This window comes from Actinophytocola sp. (assembly GCF_035634895.1).
Lineage (GTDB): Bacteria > Actinomycetota > Actinomycetes > Mycobacteriales > Pseudonocardiaceae > Actinophytocola.
On sequence record NZ_DASQCC010000059.1, the window covers coordinates 1 to 5,689 of the forward strand.

7 protein-coding genes are annotated in these 5,689 nt (G+C 72.6%); 1 reads left to right on the top strand and 6 read right to left on the bottom strand.

Annotation, left to right across the window (positions count from 1 at the left end):
• The 6 genes from VET29_RS08525 to VET29_RS08550 form a co-directional block, all read right to left on the bottom strand.
• On the bottom strand, positions 1–724 hold a 724-nt coding region (locus tag VET29_RS08525; RefSeq protein WP_324917133.1), incomplete at its 3' end, for a proline racemase family protein.
• A gap of 3 nt (positions 725–727) precedes the next feature.
• On the bottom strand, positions 728–1,615 hold the full coding sequence (locus tag VET29_RS08530) for a dihydrodipicolinate synthase family protein (RefSeq protein ID WP_324917136.1): 888 nt from the start codon (positions 1,613–1,615) through the stop codon (positions 728–730).
• Positions 1,612–2,937, bottom strand: a complete 1,326-nt coding sequence (locus VET29_RS08535) for an FAD/NAD(P)-binding oxidoreductase (protein ID WP_324917140.1) — start codon at positions 2,935–2,937, stop codon at positions 1,612–1,614. The genes VET29_RS08530 and VET29_RS08535 overlap by 4 nt, the downstream gene beginning before the upstream one ends.
• Entirely contained in the window at positions 2,930–3,184 is a 255-nt protein-coding gene (locus VET29_RS08540) for a (2Fe-2S)-binding protein (protein ID WP_324917143.1), read from the bottom strand. Before VET29_RS08540 ends, VET29_RS08535 begins: the two co-directional genes overlap by 8 nt.
• Entirely contained in the window at positions 3,181–4,320 is a 1,140-nt protein-coding gene (locus VET29_RS08545) for an FAD-binding oxidoreductase (protein ID WP_324917146.1), read from the bottom strand. Before VET29_RS08545 ends, VET29_RS08540 begins: the two co-directional genes overlap by 4 nt.
• 65 nt (positions 4,321–4,385) lie before the next feature.
• Positions 4,386–5,102, bottom strand: a complete 717-nt coding sequence (locus VET29_RS08550; RefSeq protein ID WP_324917149.1) for an SDR family NAD(P)-dependent oxidoreductase — start codon at positions 5,100–5,102, stop codon at positions 4,386–4,388.
• Between the two features lie 94 nt (positions 5,103–5,196).
• Here VET29_RS08550 and VET29_RS08555 point away from each other — a divergent pair.
• Positions 5,197–5,689, top strand: a 493-nt coding sequence (locus tag VET29_RS08555) for a helix-turn-helix domain-containing protein (protein WP_324917152.1), incomplete at its 3' end; no start/stop codon positions are given.

The following is a 5,689-nucleotide window of genomic DNA, read 5'->3' on the forward strand; positions in this document are numbered from 1 at the left end:
TGGCGTGGCGCGAATGCCGTGCCGTGGACCCGGGTGCGGCCAGGTAGACGTGGTGGCAACCGGCGATCTCCGGCTGGGACGGGTGCACCGGCTGGTTCTGCTTGTTGACGGCGTCCATGATGGACAGTCCGGCGTCGAGCAGCCGCTGGCCCGCCGCGCGGTCGAACGGCAGGCCGAGCTGGTCCACGCCGAGGATCGCGTAGAAGTTGCCGCCGAACGCCATGTCGTAGGTCACCTCACCGAAGCCGGGCACCTCGACGGTCTGGTCGAGCCCGACGGTGAACGACGGCACGTTCTGGATGGTGACCGACCGCGCGACCGCGTCCGCCACCTCGACCTCGGCCACGACCAGGCCCGCAGGCACCTCCAGGCGGATGGTGGTGACCGGCTCGGTGACCTCGACCATGCCGGTCTCCACGAGCACGGTGGCCACGCCGATGGTGCCGTGCCCGCACATCGGCAGGCAGCCGGACACCTCGATGAACACCACGCCCCAGTCGGCGTCGGGCCTGGTCGGTGGCTGGAGGATCGCGCCGCTCATCGCGGAGTGGCCACGCGGCTCGTTCATCAGCAGCCGGCGGACGTGGTCCAGGTGCTCGATGAAGTGCAGCCGCCGCAACGCCATCGTGGCGCCGGGGATGACGCCGACGCCGCCGGTGATCACGCGGGTGGGCATGCCCTCGGTGTGCGAGTCGACGGCGTGGAAGACGCGCTTCGTCCGCATGGTCTACGACAGCCCTTCCGCGAGTACCTGTTCGGTGGCCTGCCGGACGGCGGCCTCGTGTTCGGGGTTCAGTGGAACACGGGGCTGGCGGCACGGTCCACCGTAACGGCCGACGATGTCCATGCTGAGCTTGATGGACTGCACGAACTCCGTGCGCGAGTCCCACCGCAGCAACGGATGCAGCAGCCGGTACAGCGGCAGTGCCTTGGCCAGGTCCCCGGCCGACGCGGCCTGCCACAGCGCCACGGTCGCCTCCGGCAGCGCGTTGGTGAAACCGGCGATCCAGCCGGGCGAGCCGGCGATCGCCAGCTCCAGCGCCACGTCGTCCGCGCCGCACAGCACGTCCAGGTCCGGCGCCAGCTCCCTGATGCGGTAGGGCCTGCGGACGTCGCCGGTGAACTCCTTGACGCCGACGATCAGGCCCTCCAGGTACAGGTGGGCCAGCAGTTCGGGCGTCAGGTCGACCTTGGTGTCGATGGGGTTGTTGTAGGCCACGATCGGCAGGCCGACCTTGGCGACCTCGCGGTAGTGCGCGAGGACGGCCCGCTCGTCGGCGCGGTAGCTGTTGGGGGGCAGCAACATCACGGCCGGGGCGCCGGCCTCGGCCGCGTTCTCGGCCCAGCCGCGGGCCTCGGCCGCGCCGTAGGCGGCGACGCCGGGCATCACGGTGAAGCCCTCGGGTGCCGCGGCGATGGCCGTGTGCACCACGCGGGCGCGTTCCTGGGGCGAGAGCGTCGGGTACTCGCCGAGCGACCCGTTGGGGGTGACGCCGTGGCAGCCGTGCGCGGCGAGCCACGCCACGTGCTCGGCGTACCGGTCGTGGTCCACCTCGAGTGTCTCGGTGAACGGCAGCGCGGTCGCCACCAGAACTCCGTGCCACGGCTTGGTCATGGTTCCTCCACGTGCTGTTCGGCGAGACTGCCGAGGGTGACCGGTTGGGCGATGGGCCGGGCGGAGAGGTCGCGAAGACCGGCCGCGGTGACGGGTCCTGCCAGACAGGCCGTCGCGTAGCCGCACACCCTTCCCTGGCAGAGTCCCATTCCCGGCCGGGCGAGCAGCTTGACCGCGCGCGGGTCCGTGGCGCCCAGCTCCACGACGGACCGCCGGACGTCCCGGGCCGGGACCTCCTCACACCGGCAGACGAGGGTGTCGTCGTCGAGCCAGGTCTGCCAGCCCGGCCGGACGGGATAGGTACGGTGCATGGCGGTCGCGAACGCCCTCAGCGCTGCCCGCCGCCGCACGATTCGCTTGTCGGGCACCACGCCGGCCGCGTGCAACCCGGCCAGCTCACCCTCCATAAGGGACAGTCGAGCGCCGCCGACGCCGCAGACCTCGCCGGCCAGGTAGACGCCGGGCACCGAGGCACGCTGGGCGTCGTCGGCGGTGGCGACCAGGCTGCCGTCGACGTCGAGGTGGGTGTCGCAGCCGAGTTGGAGCGGAATCTCCAGCTGTGGCGTGAAACCGTAGCCGACGGCCACCGTGTCGCACTCGACGTCCTCCGTGGCGACGACGTGCCAGTCGCGGTCGAGAGACCCGAGGGTCACCGCGCGCACCTGGTCGTCACCGTGCGCGGCGACCACCGTTTTCCTGGTGTGGAAGGCAATCCCGTGCCGGCGCAGGACCCGCAGGTAGGCCGCGCCCTCGGTGATCCTGCTGGCGTTGCGGAGCACGGCGGCCGGGTGGCGGGCGAAGCCGACCGGCGAGCCCGCCTCGTAGACGCCGAGCACGCGGGCGCCTGCCTCGGCGAGCCCGGCGGCGACGGGCAGCAGGAACGGCCCGGTGCCGGCGACGACGACGCGGTCGCCGGCCGCGACGCCCTGTCCCTTGAGCAGGGCCTGCGCCCCGCCGGCGGTGAACACACCGGGGAGCGTCCAGCCGGGGAAGGGCAGCTGCCGGTCGTGGGCGCCAGCCGCGATGACGAGCCTCTGCGAGGTGATCTCACCGGCGCTCGTGTGGGTCACGAACCCGTCACCGGTGCGCTCGACGTGCCAGATCGCGTGGTGCGGCCGGAAGTCGAGGGGGACCTCGCGCAGGCGGCAGAGGGTGGACCAGAGGTGGTGGCCGCGGCCGTCGTCCCCGTCCTGGTGGCGCCAGTACTGGCCGCCCACGCGCGGCCCGGCGTCGACGAGGGTGACCCGCGCCCCGGCCCGGTGCGCGGCGACCGCGGCCGCGAGCCCGGCCGGCCCGGCCCCGAGTACGGCGATGTCAGCCATGGCCGGTGCCCTCCTGCGCGCAGACCTCGTCGCCGTCGCGTGCTTCCGTGAGGCAGGCACGCTGGTTGGGGCGGCCGTTCACGATCACGAGGCAGTCGAAGCAGATCCCGATGCCGCAGAAGATCCCGCGTGGCGCGCCGAGGTGCCGGGTGGTGTGCCACGACCGGTAGCCGGCCGCGATCAGTGCCGCGCCGATACTCTGGCTCGCGTCGGCCGCGATCTCCTTGCCGTCGAAGAGGAAGCTCACGAGACCACCTCCGCGGCGAACCGGTCAGGGCGGAACGGGCTCAGGTCGAGCTCCGGGGTCGCCCCCGTCAGTGACTGCGCGATGAGGTGACCGGTCGCCGCGGCGAGGCCGATGCCGGCGCCCTCGTGGCCGCAGGCGTGCACCAGTCCCGGCACCCGCGGGTCCGGTCCGATCACCGGCAGGTGGTCCGGGCAGTACGGGCGGAACCCGACGTAGCTCCGCAGCAGGTCGACCTCCGCGAGGAACGGGAACAGCCCGACCGCCTGCGCGGCGAGCTTTCGCAGTACCGGCAACGACATCGTGCGGTCGAACCCGACCCGTTCCCGGCTCGCCCCGATGAGCACGGTGCCGGCGCGGGTGCCTTCCACGACCACCGACGTCTCCAGAGTCGCGTCCGAGCTCGCCACGTTCGCGACGTAGTCGGCCGAGTAGACCTTGTGGCGGATCACCGAGGGCGGCAGGGGTTGCGTGACCAGGATGAACCCGCGCCGCGGCAGTACCGGCACGGGGGCGCCGGCAAGCTCGGCGATCTCGCCGCCCCAGGTGCCGGCCGCGTTGATCACCCACTGTGCGTCCAGGTCGCCCGCGCTCGTGCGGAGGCCGGTGATCCCGCCGTCCCCGCCGCGCCGGAACGCCAGCACGGACGTTCCGGTGTGGACGGTCGCACCGAGCGACCGTGCGTGCCGGAGCAGCGCCGCGGCGGCGAGCATGGGCTGGACCTGCATGTCCTGCGGGTAGTGGACGCCGCCGGCGACCTCGCGGGTGAGACGCGGCTCCAGCTCGGTGGGGTCGACGACCTCCGCGGTGACCCCGGCCGCCCGCTGCCCGGCCGCCAGCGAGGTCAGGCCGGACAGAGCGGCCGGAGTGCGGGCCACGACGACGCCGCCCTTGGGATCCAGCTCGAACCCGTCCGCGACCCGCTCGCCGAGCGAGGTCCACAGGCGCAGCGACAGGAGGGCGAGGTCCAGCTCCGGGCCGGGTTCCTTGTCGGACACCAGGATGTTGCCCTCGCCGGCGCTGGTCGTGCCGCTGGCCACCGCGCCGCGCTCCACCACGCCGACCCGCAACCCCGCCTCGGCGCAGTAGTACGCACACGCGGCACCGACCATCCCGGCGCCGACCACCAGCACGTCCACGGCAGTACTATGTCACATGGCACCGGTGTGCGGCCAGCACACGATCCCGTCGCGGAGAGGGCCGCTCAGTAGACGGTGAAGACCTCCTCGGCGCGGTCGCGGTCGGTGTACATCCGCCAGGCGGCGTCGGCGATGTCGTCGGGGTCGAGGGTCGTCGGCGGCATGCCGCCGAACTGTTCCGGATGTGACACGACGAGCTCGTGGATGTCGCCGCGTGCGACGAGGCCGCCGATCGTCAGGGTGCCGGCGTAGACGCCCGTGTCGGCGAGGCCCGCGTTGAGGGTCACGGCGTAGTTGCGCAGTGCCGCCGACGACACCGCCAGGGCGCCGAGGAACGGCATCGGCCGGACGGCGCTGAGCCCACCGGCGAACAGCAGCCCGCCGGCCCCGCGGTCGAGCATGCCCGGCAGCACCCGGTTGACGACGTCGACGGCCGGGTAGACGCCGGCCATCACCGAGCGCACCTCGTCGGCGGTGGTCTCGGTGATCGGGCCGGGCCGGGGCGCGTCGAGGTCGACCGCGCCGGGGCCGTAGTACAGCACCTCGATCGGGCCGAGGCGTGCCTCGATCGTGTCCAGTGTGGACAGCAGCCGACCGGGGTCATGGACGTCCGCGACGAACGTCTCGGCCGCGGCCCCCTTGTCCGCCAGGGCGGACAGGTAGCCGGCATGCCGGGTGTCCGAGCGCGAGACGAGCGCAACGGTGAGACCTTCGCGACCGAGGCGGTGGGCGATGGACATGCCGAGCCCGGGTCCGACCCCGATGACGACGGCTGTGCTCATGGTGACGCCTTTCCGGTAATTCGAGGGTGCCCTCGACTTATGCGCGACGCTACCACAAGTCGAGGGCACCCTCGAATTACGTACCATGGGTCTCATGCCGAACACCAGGCCGTTGCGTGCCGACGCGGCACGCAACCGGGACAAGCTGCTGGTCGCGGCCGCGCAGCTGTACTCGGAGCGCGGCCTGGACGTGCCCATGGAGCACATCGCCCGGCGGGCGGAGGTCAGCATCGGCACGCTGTACGCCCACTTCCCCACCCGCGAGGCCTTCCTGGAAGCGATCTTCCCGGAGCGCCTGGCGGCCCTCGACAGGCTCGCCGAGCAGGCGAAGGCCGAGCCGGACCCGTGGCGCGCGTTCGTCGGCTACCTGGAGGCGCTGTACGCCTTGCACGCCAAGGACCGCGGCCTCAACGACGTACTCGCCCGCCAGCTACCACCCACCAAGGGCGTGGTGGAGGCCTGCCACCGCGGCGCCGCCCACCTCGACGAGCTGATCCACCGAGCCCAGACCAGCGGCCACCTCCGCGCCGACTTCACCCTCGCCGACATGGCCACCCTGACCCGCGCCATGGCCCAGGTCATCCGCG

Bases quoted from the DNA above. Each gene is read 5' to 3' on its own strand.
- VET29_RS08530 (WP_324917136.1), bottom strand. From the start codon at position 1,615: ATGACCAAGCCGTGGCACGGAGTTCTGGTGGCGACCGCGCTGCCGTTC.
- VET29_RS08535 (WP_324917140.1), bottom strand. From the start codon at position 2,937: ATGGCTGACATCGCCGTACTCGGGGCCGGGCCGGCCGGGCTCGCGGCC.
- VET29_RS08550 (WP_324917149.1), bottom strand. From the start codon at position 5,102: ATGAGCACAGCCGTCGTCATCGGGGTCGGACCCGGGCTCGGCATGTCC.